Below are 19216 nucleotides of genomic sequence, written 5' to 3'. Positions count from 1 at the left end.
CGCCCCTAAAAACATGAAAAGTAATATTTTAAGCACATTGTCAGTAATGCTGTGTTTCGTTTTTCATTCTGGTTTCGCACAAAAAGTTGATCTGAGATCTGGTGACGTCGACGTATTAGCTGGTCAAAAGACAGTAAATGTTCAGTACGATTATTCTGAATTTGGCGTAGGTAAGTTTGCCACTGAAAAAGAATATCTAGATAAAAAATCCGGCGAGTATAATGCGAAGGAAGCGGGGAAAGGTGACGAATGGAAAAAAGCCTGGGTCGCAGACCGCCAGAATAAATATGAGCCAAAGTTTGAAGAACTTTTCAACAAGGGTTTAGAAGATAATGGGTTGAAAATAAGCCAGGGATCTGATGCCAAGTATACGTTTGTCATTCATACAACGTATCTGGAACCCGGTTACAATGTTGGCGTCATGCGTAAAAACGCTTACCTGAATTATAAAATTGATCTGGTAGAAACGGCCGGAAAAAAAAGTATTGCTGAAATGGTTTTGACCAATGTTCCCGGTGGACAATTTGGCGGTTTCGATTTTGATTCAGGCACCAGGATCGCTGAGTCCTATGCAAAGGCAGGAAAAGTCCTGGCTGCGTTTATTGATAAAAAACTAAAATAAAAGTTATAATTCTTACTTTTGGTAGCTTTAATAAGCGTTCTAAAAATTCAAAGTCATGAGAAAATCACTATTATTTGTTGTAGCATTATTTTTTGCCGGGCAGGCATCTGCTCAAACTTTATCGGATTTGTTTGCCGGAAATGCCAAACTTACCTTCCTTGGTTTGGACTTCACGCAGGCTAAGTTTATAGGCCGTTTGGGTTTTGTTGATCCGGTTGCGATCAAAAATCAGCATATCACGAGCTGGAATGATCTGATCGAATATGAACCGAAAAAATTCTCTCTTCAGGATGCTTTCAAATTAAAACCTGAAATGTATCAGTCGAAAGTCGCCGATATGGTTAAATTGAATGAATCGGTCGATGTGAAAGGTAACATCACAGAAGATGAGTATCAAATTACGGAAGATCAGGTGAAAAAGTCGGTTTCAAAATATTCACTAAGTGTGAAAGACGGAATTGGAATCGTATATGTTGTGGAAAGCCTGAATAAAAAAGCTGAGAAACTATTTGCCTGGGTTACTTTTATTGATCTGAAATCTAAAAAAGTACTTTATACGGAAAGAGTTGAAGGTTCAGCAGGCGGTTTTGGTTTCCGGAATTATTGGGCTGGGGGCGTTTATAAAATCAATAAAGCTATTGGCTCGAAATATTATAAGCAGTGGAGTAAAACTTTAAAATAGAATAAGTTTAAGAATTAATTCGTTTGAAATTGATAACGCATTGATTTTTAATCATAAAAAAAATAATATTGTTATCGGAAGCTGTACATGGCTCTTTTCAACGGGCAGATGTACAGCTTCTTATATAATTGATCGTACGGAACTTTGAAAAATATTTATATCCTGCTGCTGCTGACCGCGTCTTTTTTACAAGGGTGTACGAAATTTTTTTATCGTTCAGCAGAAAAGACATATCAAAAAAATTTGAAAGACCAGCCCTATGATGTGATCATAGTACCGGGTTTTCCATATCAGGGCAAGGAATGGGATATGGTTCATAAAATGAGGATTCACTGGGCTTATTATCTCTACAAAAAAGGCATTGCCAGAAACGTGATATTTTCGGGATCCGCAGTAGCTACTCCTTATATTGAAAGCAGGGTAATGTCATATTACGCTGAGTCGCTGGGCATTTCTGCTAAACATATTTTTACAGAAGAAAAAGCTCAGCATAGCACTGAAAACGTGTATTACTCTTACCGGTTGGCAAAAAAACTAGGATTTAAGAAAATTGCGCTTGCGACTGATCCCTTCCAGAGTCGTTATATGGGAAAGTTTATGCGGAAATTTGAAATACCTGTTGCACTTTTGCCTACGGTTATTGATACTTTGAAAATTCTGGATTTGTATGAACCGAAGATAGATCCCAAACCTGCAATAGTGGACAATTTTCAAAAACTGTCGGCAAGGGAAAATTTCTTTGAGCGGTTTAAAGGTACCATGGGCCAATATATCATCTGGCATGAAGAGGATTTAAAAAAGAAAAAATACAGAAGAAGATTTAAAGACCGGATGATACCCGCTTCCGGTTTAAGCAAGGAACCTTAATTTGTACAATGAAAAAAGAAATATCGGCAATTGAAGCCAAGTATGAAGCACAAAAAATAGCGTTCGGTCCGATCTACTTTCAGGCCGTTATTGCATTGAGAGATTTAGGGATACTTGAATTTATAAATAATAACCGAAAAGGGGTCAGCATTGCGACCATCATTGAAAAACTGGATGTTTCGGAATATGGTGTGGAACTACTGATCGAGGCGGCCGAAGTTTTGGGTGTTGTGGAATGTTTTGAAGAGGGAAAAGTTAAAATCACCAAAATCGGCTTTTTCCTTTTGAAAGATGAGATGACGAAAGTGAATGTCAATTTCATGAATGATGTATGTTATCTGGGTGCGAAATCCATGACAGATAGTATAAAAACTGGTAAACCGGAAGGACTTAAAGTATTGGGTGACTGGCCGACTATCTACGAAGGCCTGTCTGTTTTGCCCGAACCAGCCAAAAAATCCTGGTTTGATTTCGATCACTATTATTCCGACGGAGCATTCCCATCAGCACTTAAGATAGTTTTTAGTAAACCAACGGGTACAATTTTTGATATAGGAGGGAATACTGGAAAATGGTCTTTTGCATGTTGTGGGTATGATCCTGATGTGAAAATAAAGATTTTGGATCTGCCGGTTCAGCTAAAAGTGGCTAAACAAAATGCAGCTGAAAAGGGATTACTCGACAGGATTGAGTTTTATCCGATCAATTTGCTCGACACGGAACAAAAAATCCCTCAGGGTGCTGATGTGATCTGGATGAGCCAGTTTCTGGATTGTTTTTCAAAAGAAGAAATTGTTTGTATCTTGAATAATGCTTGTCAGGCCGCGTCTGAGGACACGAGGTTATATATCCTTGAACCGTTTTTTGATAACCAGGACTATCCTGCGGCGCATTTCAGTTTGGTAGCAACATCGTTATATTTCACAATTATGGCTAACGGAAACAGTAAAATGTACCGGATTGAAGTTATGAAAAATCTGGTAAGAGAAGCCGGTTTCGAAGTTGTAGAAACTTACCCGCTTATTGGAGATAGTTACCACACGATCCTTGAATGTAAAAAGATAGTTTAATTAGTTTCAGAACTGATCTGTTACATAGTTAATAAGAAAATTGTATCAATATGAAACCAGTCACGTTTTTTGGCTTTATCTTTATTGTTCTTTTTTCGGCTTTCATTAGTAAAGAAGTTGATAAAAGTAATTTTTACAAAGCCTTTTCTGCCCGGAATGAACAAGAAATTGATGGGATGATATCGCTTTTGGAAAAGGAAAAATCATCTTCTGCAAATTTGGCGTATCAGGGAGCGCTTTACATGAAAAAAGCAGATTTTGTAAAAGGTGCCAACAATAAGATTAAGACATTTAAAAAAGGAGCGGGGATTCTGGAAGATGAAATTGCCAAAAAGCCGTCAAATGCGGAATTCAGGTTTTTAAGGCTTGCCATTCAGGAACATGCTCCAAAGATTTTGAAATACAACAAAAACCAGAGTGAGGACAAAAAGGTAATTGCTGAAGGTTACAAAAATCTTGATCCTGAATTGAAAAAAATAATAAAAAATTACGCAGCCAGCTCGGCAGTAATAAAAATAGATGACCTGCCATAGCTGCATCTGTGTACTCGAAATTTGAATAGGATAGTTGAATGAAAAAGGTGCTTGTAATTAATTATTCGCAATCAGGTCAGTTGAACGAAATAATCGACAATTTTCTGTTGCCATTTAATTCTGCTGAAATAGAAAGAAAACAGATTCTGACAGTAAAACCTATTGCGTTTCCATGGACAAGTGAGGTGTTTTATGACACCATGCCTGAATGTGTGAATGAAGAAGCAGTTGCATTGCAGCCAATTGATTACTCATCAGATAAATATGATTTAATTATCCTGGGTTACCAGCCCTGGTTTTTGTCGCCGTCTTTGCCTGTTACATCGCTTTTGCAGGATCCTGTTTTTCAACAAAAAATGAAGGATACGCCCGTTGTAACAGTAATTGGTGGAAGAAATATGTGGTTGAATTCCCAGGAAAGTGTTAAAGCATATATCAAAAAGGCAGGTGGGATTCTGGTCGGTAATGTTCCGCTTATGGATAGAGAGCCCAATCTGATCAGTGTTTTAACCATTTTTCATTGGATGCTTACCGGTAAAAAGGAAAGAAAATGGAATTTATTGCCGGTTCCGGGAGTAAGTCAGGAAGATATTTTAAGCGCGGATAAATTCGGAAGTATTGTTAGTAATGCCTTACAAAATGAAGATTATACCAATTTGCAGAAAAAAATATTAGCACTTGGTCTGATTGACATCCCGACGGATATCTGGTTTATTGAAATGAGGGGAAAGAAAATTTTTAGAATCTGGGCCGGGCTGATCAAGAAAAAGGGAACGACACCAGAGAAAAGAAGGTTTTATGTAAATCTTTTCAGTTATTATCTGTTAATCGCGCTGTTTGTAGCTTCACCCATTATATTGTCTGTTTACTTCATCTTTTTTGCCCCTTTTTTACAAAAATCAATAAAGAGATCGAAGGAATACTATTACGGTGTGAGCTAACATATCAAAACGAATTAACAGCTCCATCAACTTATTAATAATCAATACTATTATTGCAATGTCAGAAGCATTTATTACCCGGGTTTCAAAGTTTGTTCCTAATGAAGCGGTTGCCAATGAGGAAATGGAAGAGTATCTGGGATTTATCAACGGAAAATCATCCAAATCAAAGTCAATTGTTTTAAGAAATAATAAAATAAAAAGCCGCTATTACGCATACACAAAAGAAGGTGTACCAACACATACCAATGCTGAAATGGCTTCTGAGGCCGTTAGGCAGCTTTTTAAAGAAAACCCGGAAGAATTAAAAAATATAGATTTGTTAAGTGCAGGCACATCAAGTCCTGACCAAATCATGCCCTCACACGGCGTGATGATTCATGGATGGCTTCCGGAAACAGGAACAATTGAGGTGGTTTCGCCTTCAGGCGTTTGTTGTGCCGGAATGCATGCGCTGAAATATGCATATATGTCTGTAAAATTGGAAGATAAGGAAAAGGCAGTTGCGGTTGCATCTGAGCGTTTTTCTCCTTCATTGCGTGCGGACACATTTGAAGAAGAAGTTCAGGAACTGATACGTTTGGAACAAAATCCTTATGTATCTTTTGATAAGGATTTCCTTCGATGGATGCTTTCGGACGGAGCAGGAGCATTTTTGGTAGAAGGTAAACCAAACGAAACCGGAATTTCGTTGAAGATCGAATGGATTGACGGCTGCTCTTTTGCAAATGAAGAAGAAGCTTGTATGTATATGGGTGCTTACAAAGAGGAAGATGGTACACTGAAAAGTTTCAAGGATTTTACAAACGAGGAGATTTTCAATAAATCAATTTTCAGTATCAAGCAGGATGTGAAATTATTAAGCGAGAAAATCGTAATACTTGGCTTTAATAACCTGAAACAGATATTAGATAAAAAAGGATTTGATATGAATGATGTGGATTATTTCCTTCCACACATTTCAAGTTACTTTTTTGAAAGTAAAATTGAAAATGTCCTGATTGAAAACGGTATCCCTGTTCCGAAAGAAAAATGGTTTACAAACCTTTCAACGATGGGAAATGTTGGAGCTGCTTCAATTTATATGATGGTGGAAGAAATATTCAACAGCGGGAAATTGAAAAAGGGAGAAAAAATTTTACTTGCTGTTCCGGAAAGTTCCAGATTCTCATACATGTTCTGCTTGCTGACTGTTTGTTAATACAAAATTTATCATTCGGATTTTAATATTCAGCCCCAATGAAAAAAGAAGATCTGCCCCAGGAGCCCGGCGCACTTTCCAGATTAACTAGGGAATTGTGTTATGTCAAAAATGAGGATGGTAAATATGAAACGGCGCTGAGCAAAGGCTGGGACATAAAGAAGGAAGCACTTGACAGTGCCTGGGTGGAGGTAAATGATCGGGTAGAAGAGGCAAGAAAAGCTGTTGCCAACGGAGAGAAAAGTCCCGTTTATTATTTTATGGAACTTAATCTAATGGATATTAGTGTGCTTTCGGGTTATACCGGTTTTTTTAGCTTTTTTATAAACCGACATCTGAAACCTTCCGTGTTTAAAACACTGAGTGATAAAAAGCTTGAAAAATATGCGCAGGCTTTCGATATAACAGTCGGCGAATTGAAAAATTTTAAAGGTTAATGAAGTGAACATCGATACCAAAACAGAAGAATTTCATCACGTACATGCTGCCCATTGTGAAAATGGTGTAACCACGGCATTGCTACGTCATCATGGTCTCGATTTTATGACCGAACCTCTCGCTTTTGGCATGGGTTCAGGACTTTTCTATATACAAATACCATTTTTGACGATCAATAACGGGCCTGCTATTTCTTTCAGGACCATGCCGGGTGCTATTTTCAAACGGACTTGCAGATCCCTGGGCGTGGAAGTTACCCGAAACAAGTTCAGCGATCCTGTCAAAGCACAATTATTTTTAGACAAAAAAATAAAGGAAGGAGCTCCGGTCGGTTGTCAGGTTGGGGTTTTTCACCTTAGCTATTTTCCAAAAGAATATCGTTTTCACTTTAATGCGCACAATCTGATTGTGTATGGACAAGAAGATAACCGCTACCTGATCAGCGATCCGATCATGGAAGAGGTTACGTCGCTGTCTGCGGAAGAACTGTCCAAGGTACGTTTTGCACAAGGGCCTCTGGCTCCAAAAGGGCATATTTATTTTCCGGAAAAAGTTGGGGTGATAACAGAAGATGTTATCAGAAAAGGAATAGTAAAAGGGATTAAACGAAATGTTCGGGATATGATCGGCATTCCTGGTAATTTTGCAGGGGTGAATGGCATTCGTTATACTTCCAATAACATCAGAAAGTGGAGAGATAAACTCGGGCTGAAAAAAGCTGGTTTGTATCTTGGTCAAATCGTTCGGATGCAGGAAGAAATTGGCACAGGAGGCGGTGGTTTTCGTTTTCTTTATGGCGCTTTTCTCGAACAGGCAGCTGCCTATTTACAAGATGATCGCCTGATCGGACTTTCGGAGGAATTTACAAAATCTGGTGATATGTGGCGCGCCAGCGCGATTCAGATGGCGGGTGTTTACAAAGGGAGACTGACTGAGCAGCAAAGTTTCGATGAAATTGCTGATCGCCTTCTTGAAATCCGTTCTGTTGAAAAAGAAGCATTTTTAAAACTTTCTAAATTGAATCTGGGGAAATAATTTATTTCCTCAATCATTTGCTTCCTAATGTATACAGGCCCGTCGATTCAGATTGAAAATGTTACCAAACGATATAAATCTGCACAAGAAGATAGTCTGAGCCATGTAAATCTTCAAATTAATGAGGCTGATGTGTACGGTTTACTTGGGCCGAATGGTGCGGGTAAAACGACACTTATTTCGATACTTTGCGGAATTATTCCACCATCAGAAGGAAATATTTCCTATTACATCGGAGGCGTCGGAATTTCGGGTAACGAGCGCAAGAGCAGAATGGGATTTGTTCCTCAGGAATACGCTTTTTATCAGGAACTCACGCCAAGACAAAATCTTGATTATTTCGGGGCCATGTATAATTTGTCGAAGGCAGATCTATCTGTTCGCATCGATGCATTGCTGTATGAATTGGGCCTGACAAAAGTAGCCGACAAGGAGGTTTCGACTTTTTCGGGAGGTATGAAAAGGCGGGTAAATCTTGCGATAGGGCTTATTCACAAACCTGCAATTCTCTTTCTTGACGAGCCAACCGTAGGTGTTGACGTGCAAAGTAAAAATGCAATCATAAAATATCTTGAAGAAATTAACAGGGCTGGCACAACGATTGTGTATACTTCTCATCACATGTCGGAAGCAGAAGAATTTTGTAATCGCATTGCTTTGATAGACCATGGAAAGGTGGTCGCGGAGGGTGGGATGAATGAATTATTAACAAAAAATGACGCTTCAAGTTTACAGGATCTATTTATTAAGCTGACAGGAGAGGAGTACCGCGATTAACCCTATGTTCAAGATTTTTTCATCCATTCGTAAGGAATTTTTTCTGCTTGTCAGTGACAAGGTAGGGTTAGCACTTATGTTTGTGATGCCACTTTTGCTTGTTTTTATTATCACGATAATCCAGGACAGTGCCTATAAAATCGTGAATGAAAACGAGATCCCTATGCTGGTTGTTAATCACGACGAAGGAAATCAGGGAAATAAACTTCTGGACCTTCTGATTACTTCCCGGCTTTTTAAAATTGACACACTTAATGCCCTTCCCGAAAAGGCTTTAAAAAAGGAATTACTGGCAAGGGGGAAAATGATCGCACTTTATATTCCCCCCAATTTTACAAATGGATTGGAAAGCAATACCGGAGAGATCAGTCACATGATGATGCGTGACCTAGGTCTGGAAGCAGATTCTGCTTCGGTAAAGACTGCAAAAATGCCATCCTTATCTTTCTACCACGATCCTGTTTTACAGGAAAATTACAGTGCTTCGGTTATGGGCGTTGTTGATTCATATTTGGGCATGATTGAGAAGTCAATGATGATTGACCGGATTTACAAGGATATGGAAATTGGTGCGAAATCGGAAAACCTGAATCAAAAAATGGCGGTGAACCGGGTCAAGATCAACCAGATCGTTGCCACCAACAGCAATTCTGTGGCGGTCCCTAATTCGACACAGCATAACGTTCCGGCCTGGACAATTTTTGCCATGTTTTTTATGGTGGTTTCTCTGGGCAGCAACATTGTTAAGGAGCGTGTGAATGGTAGTTTTTTAAGATTGAAAACAATGCCGACCAGTTTTATGCTTGTAATGTTCAGCAAAATGGTAGTTTACGTACTCGTAGCGATTTTGCAGGTTGCATTAACTTTTTCAATCGGCGTCTGGATTTTACCGAAAATTGGTTTGCCTGAGTTAACAATCCCAACAAATTTCCCTGCCTTTGCCGCAGTTGTCCTGATCAGTAGCATGGCGGCTGTCAGTTATGCATTGTTGATAGGTTCCTGGGCGAAAACACAAGAGCAGGCCAACGGTTTTGGTGCGATCTCGATTATTATTTTTGGTGCAATTGGAGGTATTCTGGTACCTGCTTTTGTAATGCCTGAATACATGCAGTTTGCAAGTAATTTTTCACCTTTGCACTGGTGTCTGGAAGGATTTTATATACTTTTTCTGAAAGGGGGCAGCTGGAATGAACTCAGGTGGGTGATGTTGTTTTTGGGAGTATTCATTTTGATTTGCCAACTTTGCACTTATATTAAACTTAGAATAGAAAAAATTATCTGATACTAATGGAAATTGAAAGCTTAAAACCGGTTATAAAAACGCAAATTGTGCAGTATTTGAATTTGCTGGATATAAACCCGGAAGATATTAAGGACGACGAACCTCTTTTCGGCGGGGATCTGGGATTGGACTCAATCGATTCACTTGAACTTGTGGTATTGTTAGAAAGAGAATATGGCATCAAGATCACAAATCCGGCTGAAGGTAGAAAAATTTTGATCGATGTAAACCATATGGCACAGTATATCGTCAGCAATGCAAAAACAGCGTGAGGCAGGAAAAAGGGTTTATGTAACAGGGATTGGCCTTATTTCTGCACTGGGAAATAATGTGTCAGAGAACCATATCAGTTTAATTTCCGGGAAAGATGGAATTGGTAAAGCGGTTCATTTTGAATCACTTTACACGGAAACACTATCTTTCGGGGAAGTGAAACTGAGTAATGATCAGCTTAAAGAATTTCTGCATCTTGAAAAAGAATCTGGCTTTACCCGTACCTGTTTGTTGGCTGTTAAGGCTTTTGACGAAGCAGTTACTGATGCCGGATTGAGCGTGGAGGAATTGTCATCTTTCGATACAGCATTGATTTCTGCGAGTACGGTTGGAGGGATGTGTCTGACGGACCAGCTTTATGAGGATGCGAATATGAAATCCGAAGGCTCTGAATATCTTGAAGCATACGGATGCGCTGCACATACATTACGACTGATTGAAAAATACAAGATCAGCGGATTTACTGACACGATTAACACAGCTTGTTCCTCATCCGCAAATACGATCATGATGGGTGCCAGATTAATAAAATCCGGCAGAGCCAAACGTGTTATTGTAGGAGGTGTTGATTCACTCGCTAAATATACAGTAAACGGTTTCAATGCGCTTAAAATCCTTTCCGAATTTCCGTGTAAACCTTTTGATGAAAATCGTGATGGTTTAAATCTTGGCGAAGCAGGAGCATATCTGGTATTGGAGTCAGAAGAAATTGCCGGTAATAAAAAAGTATATGCTGAAATTCTGGGATACGGTAATTCAAATGATGCTCACCATCCTTCGGCGATGTCAGAAGATGCTGTTGGAGCGATCATGTCAATGAGAACCGCAATAGAATCCGCCGGGATTGTAACCTCAGAAATAGACTATATCAACACCCACGGAACCGGAACGCCAAATAATGACCGGGTGGAATTGTTTGGAATTTCACAAATTTTTGAAAAAGTACCTCCATTTAGCTCAACAAAATCATATACCGGACATACGCTGGGTGCCTCGGGCGCAGTGGAAGCAATATTTAGTATTTTGAGCATCCGTAATTCAGAAGTATATCCAAGTTTGCATATTGAAACAAATATGGAAGGTTTTGATGCTAAGCCAATTACCAAGTTGCAGTCCAATGTTTCGGTAAATTATGTCCTTTCAAATTCTTTTGGTTTTGGCGGGAATTGTACTTCTTTGGTTTTGGGAAAGGTTAAAACATTTAATGCGTTATTGATTGATAAATTGGGTCATAAGTGTAATTGGGATGAAGCAAATGAGCGATAGATTTTTAGGGAATTCTGTCAATTTTTTGGCATATTTAATCCTCCATCAACTCCTTTAATATCTTCTGTGCAGCAACTGAAATAATCGTCCCTGGCCCGAAAATTCCTTTTACACCGGCATCATACAAAAACTGATAGTCCTGTGAAGGAATTACGCCGCCTGCCACGACCATAATATCTTCCCGTCCAATTTTCTTCAATTCTTCAATCAATTGTGGAATCAGCGTTTTGTGTCCCGCAGCCAAACTTGAAGTGCCTACAATGTGGACATCATTTTCTGCCGCGTTTATGGCAACTTCCTCCGGTGTCTGGAAAAGTGGGCCAATATCTACGTCAAATCCAAGATCAGCAAAACTAGTTGCAATAATCTTTGCACCACGGTCGTGGCCGTCCTGACCCATTTTGGCAACCAATATCCGTGGTCTTCTTCCTTCCATTTCTGCAAACTGATTGGCCATTTCCTGAGCAAGCCGGAAATTTTCATCGTCAGAAACCTCCGATTTATAAATTCCGGATACCGACCTGATCACTGCTTTATATCGTCCGAATTCTTTTTCCATCGCGTCTGATATTTCACCTAAGGTAGCTCTTTTACGGGCAGCATCCACAGCCAATGCCAGCAAATTGCTTTCCATATTTTTACCTCCCGTTTTCTTACAGGCAGTCGTTATTGCTGATAAAGATTCGGAAACTTCCCGCTGATTTCTTTCTGATTTTATTTTGAGAAGCCGGTTTATCTGTGCTTCCCGGACACTGTTGTTATCAATATCGCGTATGTCTAAAATTTCTTTCGAATCTGTCTTAAACTTATTAACACCTACTATAACATCACGTCCAGCGTCAATTCTGGCTTGTTTTCTGGCAGCGGCTTCTTCTATTTTCATTTTTGGCAAACCAGTTTCGATCGCTTTTGTCATACCACCCAGTTTTTCAACCTCCTCAATCAATTCCCATGCTTTTTGAGCCAGTTCTTTGGTCAGATATTCGACATAATACGACCCGCCCCAGGGATCAACCGCTTTGCAGATATCGGTTTCATGCTGTAAAAATAACTGGGTATTTCGGGCAATTCTGGCGGAGGAGTCTGTCGGCAATGCTATCGCCTCATCCAGCGAATTGGTATGAAGCGATTGTGTATGTCCCATAACTGCCGCCATCGCTTCCACGCAGGTCCGGGCAACGTTATTGTATGGATCTTGCTCAGTGAGACTGTAACCACTGGTCTGACAATGCGCACGCAATGCCAATGACTTATCTGATTTTGGGTTAAACTGCTTGACAATTTTTGCCCATAACAATCTTCCCGCCCGCAGCTTGGCGATTTCCATAAAATGATTCATGCCAATTCCCCAGAAGAAGGATAATCTTGGTGCAAAATCATCAATTTCCATTCCTGCTTTTAACCCGGTTCTGATATATTCGAGTCCGTCTGCCAGCGTATAAGCGAGCTCAATATGGGCAGGCGCCCCGGCTTCGTGCATATGATAACCGCTGATGCTGATAGAATTAAACTTTGGCATGAAACGGGAAGTATAGGCAAAAATATCTCCCACGATCCGCATGGATGGTGCCGGCGGATATATGTAAGTATTTCGTACCATAAATTCTTTCAGAATATCATTCTGGATTGTCCCGGAAAGTTTTTCAGCAGATACTCCCTGCTCCTCGGCGGCAACAATGAAAAAGGCCATGATCGGAATAACCGCTCCGTTCATGGTCATGGAAACGGACATTTCATTGAGCGGTATCTTATCAAAAAGGATTTTGACATCTTCCACGGAATCAATAGCAACGCCTGCTTTTCCAACATCACCCGTCACACGCGGATGGTCAGAGTCATAACCACGGTGGGTGGCCAGATCAAAAGCCACAGAAAGACCTTTTTGTCCGCCAGCTAAATTGCGCCTGTAAAAGGCATTGGAATCCTCAGCGGTTGAAAAACCGGCATATTGGCGTATTGTCCATGGTCTTTCCAGGTACATACTGGCATACGGGCCCCGAAGATATGGGGCTGTACCAGCACCGGAACCAAGATGTTCCGATTCAGCCAAATCTTCCTTTTTGTAAGATGATTTTAACTTTATTCCTTCCTGCGTTGTAAAAGATTTTACTATTTTCTTTGAAGCCGGTAAGCGGTCTTCACTGTTTTGAAGCACAATATTTTTAAAATCAGGCTTCATAGTTTCAGTTTTTTATTTTAAAAGCAGATTCAAGCTAAGACTTCCTCTATTTTTTGAAAATTGTTGCGGACAAATTTCTGTTTGGTAAGATCACAAAATCTCCATTGTTTTTCAATAGGTCAATGTCTGGCACTGCATCGGAATTTTCTTCATTTTGGTATTTATTAACTCCAACCATAATTTTTCCGTTTTTAAGATCATCTATTTTTTTCTGCCAGGAATTTTCAATTTCAGATTGAATAAAACCTTCCCTGAAACAAGAAATCAAACCACCTTTTTCTTCTGTTTGTAAAAATAATTTCCAGGCTGCATCCGCAATTTTTATCGACATCATCTCAATCTGATAAGAACCTGCTCCCGGATCTGCCACTGCGCTCAGATAACTTTCGCTGGCCAGCAAGGAGGATACATTTCTGGCGATACGCGCGCTGAATTCGTTTGGTTTTGTAAATAAATGATCAAAAGCCTGTACAGTCAAACCATCACATCCGCCAATTACGGCACTCATGGCTTCCGAAGTGGACCTGATCATATTAGTTTCAGGCGAATGTGCAGAATCGTAAAATGATGAGGTCCGGGTGTGAATGAAAACTTTACAAAGCTCATCAGGAACCCGATATGCACGACTGATTTTTCGGTACAAAAATCTTAAAGCACGAAGTTTTGCAATTTCCGTCAGATATTCCGGCCCAATGGATATTGAATAAAAGAACCGGTTTAAAGCGAGCAGCGGAGCAATCCCGGTATCGGTTAATTTATCCAGATAATGAACCATTGAAGCTAAAAGAAAAGCAAGTTCCTGGACGACATTGGCACCGGCATTATGAAACACATGACTTTCGATCATCAGTGGCCGGAATTCACGCATCTGTTTTGTCTTGTTAAGGACCTTGCTGATATTTTCAACTGCATCCTCAAAATCAGTTCCGGTCCGCATCCAGTTTGCCAAAGGATCGTTATAAATTCCGCCTTTCAGGTAATATCCTGCTCCCTTAGTAATTTCTTCAAATAAATTTTCCGCATTTATTTTGGTACGAAAAAAAATAGGTGTGTCGCTCAGCCTTATCCCGTGAAGTGTTTTTGAAAGTTCAGTTTTTAAAAGATATGTTTCAATCAGATCAAGAATAATCGCATCAGCTCCTGAATCCAAAGAAGATTTTATTTTTTCATTGGTCGACCATGGTTTGTCAAAAGAAATGAAAGGTATATTGAGCCATCCTGAATCTTTTTTCTGGCAATTTTGTAAGGCACGGACCTGTTCGTCGTTGCTGTTTTCCGCTGTGTAATAGGGGTCTACAAGTAGATCAGGAGCAATCTCCCAGTTTACAATCCTCGTATTATTTTCTCCTAATTCCTTTTCTGCCTGCTTTTTCCAGGTGTCTTTTGTGGAGAATTTGAATTCTGAAAACAGCAGTTTTGACATAATTTTAAATTTGACAGAACATTTTTTCAAACACCAGGCACAGGAAACAAAGCTACTAATTTGGGATTACATTTTTTCAATTCACATGTTACCTGAAAGGAAATTGGCCGTCAATAGGTTGGATTATTTCAATGGATTTATTTTTGGGCTTGGTATTCCTTGGGAATGGTTTTAAATTCAACACTGGTTTATCTGCAGAGACCATCTATTTTCTTATCTTTGCCGTCCTTTTGATTTATGATATCTGATTACGCAAGTTTGACATTGGAAAGAGTAACCGCACATAGAGAAGTAGACCAAATATGGGATAGTTGCCTCAGGGTGATTCAGCAGCATATTCCTGAGCAGAGTTTTAAAACGTGGTTCGAGCCAATCCGACCACTAAAAATCTATGGAAAAGTCCTTACGATTCAGGTACCAAGTCAGTTTTTTTACGAATGGCTGGAAGATAATTACGTAAATCTTTTAAGAAAAGCTTTGGACTATGCCATCGGTCGTGATGGTCTTTTGGAGTATTCCATCATTGTTGACACAGGAAATGAGAAGCATCAGCCGCTTACTATGAATGTGTCGACTGTGAAGTCGCCCAAATATTCAAAACCGGATAATTTTGCAACGGATCCGAGAATGGGTTCAAATAATAATAACGTGAAGGATCAGGATTCTATGAATCTGGATACCTATCTGAATCCGAATTATTCTTTTGATAACTTTATTGAAGGAGATTGTAACCGTTTGGCGCGTTCTGCGGGTTTTGCCGTAGCACAACGACCAGGTCTGACTTCCTTCAACCCTTTGATGATGTATGGTGGCGTAGGATTAGGTAAAACCCACCTCGTACAGGCCATCGGGAATTATATCATGAACCACTTTGATAATAAGCTGGTACTTTACGTTTCTTCTGAAAAATTTACCAACCAGTTTATTAACTCTATCAAAAACAATACGCTTCAGAACTTCACAGATTTCTACATGAAAGTGGATGTGCTGGCGATTGATGATGTTCAGTTTTTGTCGGGAAAAGAAAAAACACAGGATACTTTCTTCCATATATTTAATCACCTGCACCAGTTAGGTAAGCAAATTATCATGACCAGCGACCGTCCGCCCAGAGAGCTGGAAGGTTTGCAGGATCGTTTGCTTTCACGCTTTAAATGGGGCTTAACGGCAGATTTACAAACGCCGGATTTCGAAACGCGTATTGCGATCATTCAAAAGAAAATTCAGGCGGAAGGAATTGATATCAATTACGATGTGATTGAATATATTGCGCACAGCGTGAATTCTAACGTGCGTGAATTGGAAGGCGTAATCGTTTCTTTGATGGCCCAGGCTTCTTTGACCCGTCGTGAAATTGATGTTGAACTGGCGAAAAATACGCTGAAAAACATTGTAATGAATGAGGATAAAGAAGTAACCATTGACACGATTCAGGAAGTGGTTGCGGATTATTTTAAAGTGACCATTGCCGATCTGAAAAGTAAAAGCCGGAAAAAAGAAGTTGTTTATCCGCGTCAGTTGGCTATGTTTCTGGCAAAAGAATATACTGATTTGCCTTTAAAATCAATCGGTTATCATTTTGGTGGAAGAGATCATAGTACGGTTATTCACTCGATACAAAGTGTAAATCTACTCATGGATGAGACGCCGGACGTAGAAGAAACGTTGCAAAAACTGCGCAGTTACTTTAAGTAAATAGTCAGTTCATGACTTTGCCAATCCTGCTTTCGCGCTCTGAAATTAATGATGAGCGTTGGGATGCCTTGATTGCAAAATCGGAACAAAATGTAGCGTATGCGTTCAGTTGGTATCTTGATATTGTGTGCGATAACTGGAAAGCACTGGTTTGGCCTTCTGTGGACGATTATCTGATAGTAATGCCTTTGCCAGTTAAGCGTAAATGGAATATTGAGGTAATTCAGCAGCCTTTATTTTGTCAATATCTTGGCTTATTTTCTATTGAGAAAATTCCGGAACAACATTTCTGTTTATTTTTGGAAAAGCTATCTTCTACTTTTTCCTATATCTCTTCATACAATTTCCATCCTCACAATTCAGCGATTATCCGTAACGTTGCGCATCAATTCCCGAAGTATGAGGTAAAGCAAAATCATACCTTTTGGCTTTCACTATCTGATTCATATTCTGAAATACAGGCTAAGTATTCTTCTGATCGAAAAGCTAATTTAAAGCGAGGTGGGAAATTTGGCTGGACTATTAAATCTGGTGAAGATATTCAGCCACTTACTCATTTATTTCAGAATCACAATGCATCAGGAATTGCCGGCGGCGTTTCTGATAATGCCTATCACATTTTATCAGAACTCTTCGAAAAATTAAAAATTAAAGAAGCTGTTGATGTTTTTTATGCAGAAAAGCATGGAAGGATCAGTGCAGGAACTTTGTATGTAAAAACTGGAAAAATGGTCGTTTTTCTATTTAATTCCGCTGATTTAACAGGCAGGAAAGAAAATGCGAGGACTATTTTGCTGGATCATTACTTCAAAGTAAATGCCGGAAAAGAACTGATTTTTGACTTTGAAAGTCCGGAAATAAAATCAATCGCTGATTTTTACAAAAGTTTTGGAGCGGAAAGTATTCCTTATTTTTCAATAAGAAAAAATGATATGCCATTTCCTTTCAAACAAATTCAAAACTGGCGGGTACGGAAATCAACTAAAACCATTGAAGCTCCGTCTGAAGATTTTTAACTGATTTGATATCCATTTCCAGAGATCCGATCGCAAGTTCTACCTCTGCTTTAAGTGGAATTTTATTGACGTCGTCTGATACCCATAATTTCACAGCGCCTTCACCTTTAAAAAGCTTATTATCAGGTATTAACGGATTTAATTTTAAAACTTTAATCTTTCCAAATTTGGTTTTAATCACATCTTTTCCCGCATATTTGATACGCAGCTTATATACTTCTCCATCAAAGAAAGTCGGGATTTCAATGATCTCTCCCAAAGCTACTTTTTCAAAATTTATTGTACGAAGGAAAAAGTAACCGCTGATAATGTCATTGACGTTATTAGGCGTGTGGAATGTTTTAGTTTCTTCCTTGACAGTTGAAGTTGCCTGGTCTTTGTCGTGATTAAAAACAACAGTTTCTTCTTTTCTGTACTTATTTTCCTGTATACTCTGGTAAAACATATGCGGTACAATAGCCAGCGTGTCCACATATGAGCGCCAGTTATCCCTTACGCGCGTGATCAGATCGAAAGCGCCAACCGTCCGGCCTGTAACATTGATCTTGTAGCAGGGATGATTATTGACGATTGACAAATTTTTGGCGATTTCAACTTTGGCTTCTGCCGCATTGATAAATCCATAATGAACGCGATATTCCACTCTTTCACCAAAACTGAAACTTTTGTTTACGATAATTCTATTTTGTTCAAATTGTCTGAATGCCAACACCGCCGTGAGCGATAAAACTGCAATAATCGTAATTTTCAATCTCTTCATAAATATCGTTGTAGTACTATAAAGAAGGATACTTTTCTTTCAAATAAGACAAATACTTCCGAAAATCCCCTCTGAATTTGGTTTCAAATTCTTTACGAAATAAATTTTGCTTTGATTTATAAGTCTGATAACTGATAAAGTAAGCATTGTTTGGCAGGTTATTTTCGTCCCATCTGCTTTTGGTTTTCAACGTTTTTTTATCGGCAAACAGTGTATCTGCATCATTAAGTATTTTTAAAATTACGCGGTTTTTTAAAATATCTTTTGCCGCTGTATCCATTTTTATTTTATCAAAAGAACTATAAAGACTGTCCAATTTGGAAATTCCTCTAAGCATATGCTGAGAATAAGCATCACTATACTTTTTCGAAAATTCATATGTACGAAGTTCTTTTGAATTCAGACCATATTTTTGTCTGAGAAAACGGATAGCACCCAGATCTCCGACAAAACTGGCCAGATTTTCATTAAGTTCAAGATCATTTTTGACAAAAAGTGTACCATGTGTCAGCTCATGAAGAATAAGATTGGCCAGACTTCCTTCACGTCTCCTTAGCATACTTGAAAGAATGGGGTCTTTAAGATATCCCAAAGTAGACCACGCAGAAACTTCCCCAATATCCGTATCAAAACCTTCCTGTTTCAAAACTTTTTCTTCCCTTACAGCCCGCGTTGAATCGAAATATCCTTTATATGGAAAAGTCCCTATGATCGGGAATGACCATTTGTATGCCTTTATGCGGTATCTGTCCGAGGCATTGATAACCCAGATGAGCGGTTTGCCATGCTGGTCATAAAAAGTAGTATAGTTTTTTGAAGGGCTTAAACCAAGCGAATCCACGCCAAATTGTTTGATTTCCTCAATCAGTCGAATTCTTGATTTCAGAGAGTCCGGAAAGGTAGGATCGTTAAGAACATCATCCACATCCTGAACATTCATGAGCATCGTAATCTGCCCCTTTCCCTGCATCCAGCCATAGCTGACCAGATCATGATAATAAATGCCTAATGCCAGCAGGATTATAAATAAGCCAAGAAATATTTTTTTAATCACAGATAGACGGTTTTGTAATACCGAAAAAGGCCAGTTAATAATACCGGCCTTTTTTGATAATACAAAAATAGAGAAAACCTGTTGGTTTAATTGATGGGATTA

19 protein-coding genes are annotated in these 19216 nt (G+C 39.2%); 15 read left to right on the top strand and 4 right to left on the bottom strand.

From position 1 onward, the window contains the following. Positions 1 to 13 precede the first annotated feature (13 nt). The 13 genes from LXL81_RS14405 to LXL81_RS14345 all read left to right on the top strand — a co-directional run bounded on the left by LXL81_RS14405 (position 14) and on the right by LXL81_RS14345 (position 10987). Positions 14 to 622 carry a hypothetical protein gene (locus tag LXL81_RS14405; protein ID WP_234647497.1) on the top strand — a complete coding sequence of 203 codons (609 nt, stop codon included), beginning with the start codon at positions 14 to 16 and terminating at the stop codon, positions 620 to 622. A gap of 55 nt (positions 623 to 677) precedes the next feature. Next, positions 678 to 1304, top strand: a complete 627-nt coding sequence (locus tag LXL81_RS14400) for a hypothetical protein (RefSeq protein WP_234647496.1) — start codon at positions 678 to 680, stop codon at positions 1302 to 1304. A 243-nt stretch (positions 1305 to 1547) separates the two neighbouring features. After that, positions 1548 to 2171, top strand: coding sequence for a YdcF family protein (locus LXL81_RS14395; protein WP_234647495.1), 624 nt, complete (start codon positions 1548 to 1550; stop codon positions 2169 to 2171). A gap of 8 nt (positions 2172 to 2179) precedes the next feature. Then, positions 2180 to 3241 carry a methyltransferase gene (locus LXL81_RS14390; protein ID WP_234647494.1) on the top strand — a complete coding sequence of 354 codons (1062 nt, stop codon included), beginning with the start codon at positions 2180 to 2182 and terminating at the stop codon, positions 3239 to 3241. Between the two features lie 50 nt (positions 3242 to 3291). Continuing rightward, entirely contained in the window at positions 3292 to 3774 is a 483-nt protein-coding gene (locus tag LXL81_RS14385) for a hypothetical protein (protein ID WP_234647493.1), read from the top strand. Between the two features lie 38 nt (positions 3775 to 3812). Further along, a complete protein-coding gene (locus LXL81_RS14380) occupies positions 3813 to 4715 on the top strand; it encodes a hypothetical protein (RefSeq protein ID WP_234647492.1) in 903 nt (300 codons plus the stop codon). A 58-nt stretch (positions 4716 to 4773) separates the two neighbouring features. Further along, positions 4774 to 5916 (top strand): beta-ketoacyl-ACP synthase III, encoded by a 1143-nt coding sequence (locus tag LXL81_RS14375; RefSeq protein ID WP_234647491.1) that lies wholly within the window; start codon positions 4774 to 4776, stop codon positions 5914 to 5916. 38 nt (positions 5917 to 5954) lie between these two features. After that, a complete protein-coding gene (locus LXL81_RS14370; RefSeq protein ID WP_234647490.1) occupies positions 5955 to 6353 on the top strand; it encodes a hypothetical protein in 399 nt (132 codons plus the stop codon). A 4-nt stretch (positions 6354 to 6357) separates the two neighbouring features. Continuing rightward, on the top strand, positions 6358 to 7389 hold the full coding sequence (locus LXL81_RS29160) for a BtrH N-terminal domain-containing protein (protein ID WP_234647489.1): 1032 nt from the start codon (positions 6358 to 6360) through the stop codon (positions 7387 to 7389). Between the two features lie 27 nt (positions 7390 to 7416). Beyond that, positions 7417 to 8166, top strand: a complete 750-nt coding sequence (locus LXL81_RS14360) for an ABC transporter ATP-binding protein (protein ID WP_234647488.1) — start codon at positions 7417 to 7419, stop codon at positions 8164 to 8166. Between the two features lie 4 nt (positions 8167 to 8170). Then, a complete protein-coding gene (locus LXL81_RS14355) occupies positions 8171 to 9448 on the top strand; it encodes an ABC transporter permease (protein WP_234647487.1) in 1278 nt (425 codons plus the stop codon). 5 nt (positions 9449 to 9453) lie between these two features. Continuing rightward, positions 9454 to 9720 (top strand): phosphopantetheine-binding protein, encoded by a 267-nt coding sequence (locus LXL81_RS14350; RefSeq protein ID WP_234647486.1) that lies wholly within the window; start codon positions 9454 to 9456, stop codon positions 9718 to 9720. Next, positions 9704 to 10987 carry a beta-ketoacyl-[acyl-carrier-protein] synthase family protein gene (locus LXL81_RS14345; RefSeq protein WP_234647485.1) on the top strand — a complete coding sequence of 428 codons (1284 nt, stop codon included), beginning with the start codon at positions 9704 to 9706 and terminating at the stop codon, positions 10985 to 10987. The genes LXL81_RS14350 and LXL81_RS14345 overlap by 17 nt, the downstream gene beginning before the upstream one ends. Before the next feature lie 34 nt (positions 10988 to 11021). Here the strand turns inward: LXL81_RS14345 and scpA are convergent, their stop codons facing one another. Together scpA and LXL81_RS14335 are read right to left on the bottom strand one after the other, a co-directional pair. Further along, positions 11022 to 13166 carry a methylmalonyl-CoA mutase gene (gene scpA, locus LXL81_RS14340; protein ID WP_234647484.1) on the bottom strand — a complete coding sequence of 715 codons (2145 nt, stop codon included), beginning with the start codon at positions 13164 to 13166 and terminating at the stop codon, positions 11022 to 11024. Between the two features lie 46 nt (positions 13167 to 13212). Then, positions 13213 to 14589, bottom strand: coding sequence for a methylmalonyl-CoA mutase family protein (locus tag LXL81_RS14335; protein WP_234647483.1), 1377 nt, complete (start codon positions 14587 to 14589; stop codon positions 13213 to 13215). A 237-nt stretch (positions 14590 to 14826) separates the two neighbouring features. Between LXL81_RS14335 and dnaA the strand changes: the two genes are divergently transcribed. Together dnaA and LXL81_RS14325 are read left to right on the top strand one after the other, a co-directional pair. Beyond that, positions 14827 to 16284, top strand: a complete 1458-nt coding sequence (gene dnaA / locus LXL81_RS14330; RefSeq protein WP_159474096.1) for a chromosomal replication initiator protein DnaA — start codon at positions 14827 to 14829, stop codon at positions 16282 to 16284. 11 nt (positions 16285 to 16295) lie between these two features. Continuing rightward, positions 16296 to 17300, top strand: a complete 1005-nt coding sequence (locus LXL81_RS14325; protein ID WP_234647482.1) for a hypothetical protein — start codon at positions 16296 to 16298, stop codon at positions 17298 to 17300. Here LXL81_RS14325 and LXL81_RS14320 read toward each other — a convergent pair. Together LXL81_RS14320 and LXL81_RS14315 are read right to left on the bottom strand one after the other, a co-directional pair. Next, positions 17266 to 18060 carry a DUF3108 domain-containing protein gene (locus tag LXL81_RS14320; RefSeq protein ID WP_234647481.1) on the bottom strand — a complete coding sequence of 265 codons (795 nt, stop codon included), beginning with the start codon at positions 18058 to 18060 and terminating at the stop codon, positions 17266 to 17268. The genes LXL81_RS14325 and LXL81_RS14320 overlap by 35 nt on opposite strands. 16 nt (positions 18061 to 18076) lie before the next feature. Further along, positions 18077 to 19114 carry an aminopeptidase gene (locus LXL81_RS14315; RefSeq protein ID WP_234647480.1) on the bottom strand — a complete coding sequence of 346 codons (1038 nt, stop codon included), beginning with the start codon at positions 19112 to 19114 and terminating at the stop codon, positions 18077 to 18079. Positions 19115 to 19216: the final 102 nt, after the last annotated feature.

Origin of the sequence: Dyadobacter sp. CY356 (genome assembly GCF_021440195.1) — a bacterium.
Lineage (GTDB): Bacteria > Bacteroidota > Bacteroidia > Cytophagales > Spirosomataceae > Dyadobacter.
Note: the sequence above shows the minus strand (reverse complement) of the source record. Positions and strands in the feature narration are given on the sequence as shown.

What these genes read in the sequence shown, in the direction of transcription:
- LXL81_RS14320 (WP_234647481.1), bottom strand. Translation starts at nt 18,060, where the DNA reads ATGAAGAGATTGAAAATTACGATTATTGCAGTTTTATCGCTCACGGCG.
- scpA (WP_234647484.1), bottom strand. Translation starts at nt 13,166, where the DNA reads ATGAAGCCTGATTTTAAAAATATTGTGCTTCAAAACAGTGAAGACCGC.
- LXL81_RS14355 (WP_234647487.1), top strand. Translation starts at nt 8,171, where the DNA reads ATGTTCAAGATTTTTTCATCCATTCGTAAGGAATTTTTTCTGCTTGTC.
- LXL81_RS14405 (WP_234647497.1), top strand. Translation starts at nt 14, where the DNA reads ATGAAAAGTAATATTTTAAGCACATTGTCAGTAATGCTGTGTTTCGTT.
- LXL81_RS14370 (WP_234647490.1), top strand. Translation starts at nt 5,955, where the DNA reads ATGAAAAAAGAAGATCTGCCCCAGGAGCCCGGCGCACTTTCCAGATTA.
- LXL81_RS14390 (WP_234647494.1), top strand. Translation starts at nt 2,180, where the DNA reads ATGAAAAAAGAAATATCGGCAATTGAAGCCAAGTATGAAGCACAAAAA.
- LXL81_RS14375 (WP_234647491.1), top strand. Translation starts at nt 4,774, where the DNA reads ATGTCAGAAGCATTTATTACCCGGGTTTCAAAGTTTGTTCCTAATGAA.
- LXL81_RS14400 (WP_234647496.1), top strand. Translation starts at nt 678, where the DNA reads ATGAGAAAATCACTATTATTTGTTGTAGCATTATTTTTTGCCGGGCAG.
- LXL81_RS14345 (WP_234647485.1), top strand. Translation starts at nt 9,704, where the DNA reads ATGCAAAAACAGCGTGAGGCAGGAAAAAGGGTTTATGTAACAGGGATT.
- LXL81_RS14360 (WP_234647488.1), top strand. Translation starts at nt 7,417, where the DNA reads ATGTATACAGGCCCGTCGATTCAGATTGAAAATGTTACCAAACGATAT.
- dnaA (WP_159474096.1), top strand. Translation starts at nt 14,827, where the DNA reads ATGATATCTGATTACGCAAGTTTGACATTGGAAAGAGTAACCGCACAT.
- LXL81_RS14325 (WP_234647482.1), top strand. Translation starts at nt 16,296, where the DNA reads ATGACTTTGCCAATCCTGCTTTCGCGCTCTGAAATTAATGATGAGCGT.
- LXL81_RS14350 (WP_234647486.1), top strand. Translation starts at nt 9,454, where the DNA reads ATGGAAATTGAAAGCTTAAAACCGGTTATAAAAACGCAAATTGTGCAG.
- LXL81_RS14380 (WP_234647492.1), top strand. Translation starts at nt 3,813, where the DNA reads ATGAAAAAGGTGCTTGTAATTAATTATTCGCAATCAGGTCAGTTGAAC.
- LXL81_RS14385 (WP_234647493.1), top strand. Translation starts at nt 3,292, where the DNA reads ATGAAACCAGTCACGTTTTTTGGCTTTATCTTTATTGTTCTTTTTTCG.
- LXL81_RS14335 (WP_234647483.1), bottom strand. Translation starts at nt 14,589, where the DNA reads ATGTCAAAACTGCTGTTTTCAGAATTCAAATTCTCCACAAAAGACACC.